Source organism: Streptococcus sp. 3874 (genome assembly GCF_013276425.1).
GTDB classification, from domain to species: Bacteria; Bacillota; Bacilli; order Lactobacillales; family Streptococcaceae; genus Streptococcus; species Streptococcus pseudopneumoniae.
The window spans coordinates 1-2,087 of the sequence record NZ_VMLA01000118.1 but is presented as its reverse complement, the minus strand read 5'-3'; the positions used below and the strand labels follow the sequence as shown (position 1 = coordinate 2,087).

Sequence of the window (2,087 nt, the reverse complement as noted above, 5' to 3'; positions counted from 1 at the left end):
TTATACCATAAGTGAAAAACGTTTACAAATAGTTATCATCACTTGTAAATAGTTGAGTTTTTACTTATTTTTCGTTAAAATCATTTACACTAATTTCCATCGTTTTTTTAAATCGTATTCATCTTCGTATTCATTTTTACAATCATCTTTGCCCGTATAGTTGAGAAGGTTGCAATTTAATTCTAATAGTTTATAAATAGAAAACCGTGATTACTCACAGTCTTTTAAAAATAAAATAAAAAAACTCCATCAAAACTATTGACATTATGCAACCAAAGTTGTATAATGGATACATAAGGTTAAGGAGGAAACCTTAGACAAGGAAACTAGTAGAAAGGAACATGAAATGTTTAAGTTCAAAAAGAAACCACTCAAAGCAAAAACAAATAAGCTAGTAGTCAAAATAAACTTATTTATAATCAGCTTTGAATGGCACATCGAATTTGGATAGTGAAAAATCACTATCCACCCCTTCGGGGGTGTACTTAAATTATAACAGGAAAAACAATGAAAGTAAATCTTAAAGTTAGAAAAACCACCAAGCGTGAAAAAGTTGAATTTATTATTGGACTTCTTCTACTCCTATTTGCAGTTTGGTATTTTACGAGGTAATATATGTCAGTAGATATTGAAGCTATCCGCTGGCTTTTAGACAACGCCACAGCCTATGCTATTAGCAAAAACTGTGGCATGTCTATTCAGGCCGTGGACAAGTATAAAAATGGTGTATCGGATATTATGAATATGCGTCTAAAACACGCTATCAGCATGATAACATACGCCCAGGAACTTAAAAAGCAGTGATTTCGGTCACTGTTTTTTATTTTTAACAAAACACCGTTTTTGACAATAATACACCACGATTTCCTCTCCATATTCTTCATGTAAACGCTTTTTTGAACAATAGGATTGTGATTTTGCTTTCTAATCGTTCAAAATGTGTGTTTTTGAAAAATAAAAAAACCGCAAGCCTGAGCCTGCGGTGAAAAATTATTCTTTGTCTTTGTTTTTATTTTGATTATTCCCTGTAAACAAACCAATTAGCCCTAATGCAGTAGTTCCAGTTAAGACACTACCTGCAATTTGTTTATCTGTTGCTATTAAGTAAATTCCACCAATAATAACAACGAGGGCGATTAAAAAGCCAAATAACTGTCCCAATTTATGAGAAGCAATATTCCCTGATAAGTATTTATCTTCCATCTCTCTACGATGTTGGCTTTCTGCAATACCATTATCAATAATCTTTTGAGCAGCATCCGGATATAGCTCTTTATATCCTTTGAGAATATCTGGATGAGGTAGGTCACCTTGATAGATTTCCAACTTCTGTAAAACTACTTGACGCTGTTCATGTGGTAAGCGCTCGACTTCATCAACAATATTATTGACTTCAATCAAATCTTTATTCTCGGTATCCAAATTTCATTACCTCTTTCTGAATGCCCATCGTTGATTTCTTGTAATCACTTTTGACTTTCTTCCAGTCTGGGACTGTATCAGCTTTTACTTTCGAAATGTTCTGGTTAAAGCTAAAAACAGGCAATACAATTGCTGTCATACCAAGTAAAAAAGACTTAAAGTATTGAGGTTGTTTTGTATTTTTTAACATCCCAAATTCCTCCTACTCGCTCCATAATATTTTTTTGAATTAACTTGATTATGACATCTTTCTTTAAAAAAGTCAATGTTTCTTACTCTTTTTAACAAAAAAATCCCCACAAGGACAAGTCCTGTGGGGTAGATAAACATTTTAGAAAAGTTTTCCTTTCCTTTTATTTTTTTAAATTATTTAGTCGTAATCAAGCCGTCTGGCTCTACTGTGAACTCTGGCTTGTCTGCCATTGTTCCGTCTGGTTTGAGGTAGTACCAGCCTGTTCCGTCCGCAGACTGGATAAAGGCGTTTGATACCATAGCACCTTCTTTACCGTCAAGGTAATACCAAGTATCTTTGTACTTGACCCATCCTGTCTTCATAGCGCCCTCTACGTCGAAATAATACCACTTCTCAGCGATTTTCTTCCAGCCTGTCGCCATTTCACCTGACTGGTCAAACCAGTACCAATTACCATCTGTGTGCTTCTTCC

The 2,087-nt window shown here is 34.4% G+C and carries 3 protein-coding genes and 1 pseudogene; 1 reads left to right on the top strand and 3 read right to left on the bottom strand.

The window, feature by feature from the left end:
* Positions 1–615 precede the first annotated feature (615 nt).
* Positions 616–804 carry a hypothetical protein gene (locus HT703_RS10470; protein ID WP_000109850.1) on the top strand — a complete coding sequence of 63 codons (189 nt, stop codon included), beginning with the start codon at positions 616–618 and terminating at the stop codon, positions 802–804.
* A 186-nt stretch (positions 805–990) separates the two neighbouring features.
* Here the strand turns inward: HT703_RS10470 and HT703_RS10465 are convergent, their stop codons facing one another.
* From HT703_RS10465 to HT703_RS10455, 3 genes and pseudogenes are all read right to left on the bottom strand, one after another.
* A complete protein-coding gene (locus tag HT703_RS10465) occupies positions 991–1,422 on the bottom strand; it encodes a DUF2335 domain-containing protein (RefSeq protein WP_000379281.1) in 432 nt (143 codons plus the stop codon).
* A complete protein-coding gene (locus HT703_RS10460; protein ID WP_000917045.1) occupies positions 1,406–1,612 on the bottom strand; it encodes a hypothetical protein in 207 nt (68 codons plus the stop codon). The genes HT703_RS10465 and HT703_RS10460 overlap by 17 nt, the downstream gene beginning before the upstream one ends.
* 176 nt (positions 1,613–1,788) lie before the next feature.
* Positions 1,789–2,087, bottom strand: a pseudogene (locus HT703_RS10455) (autolysin); the annotation flags it as partial.

Coding starts and splice junctions, on each gene's coding strand:
- HT703_RS10470 (WP_000109850.1), top strand. CDS start 616: ATGTCAGTAGATATTGAAGCTATCCGCTGGCTTTTAGACAACGCCACA.
- HT703_RS10460 (WP_000917045.1), bottom strand. CDS start 1,612: ATGTTAAAAAATACAAAACAACCTCAATACTTTAAGTCTTTTTTACTT.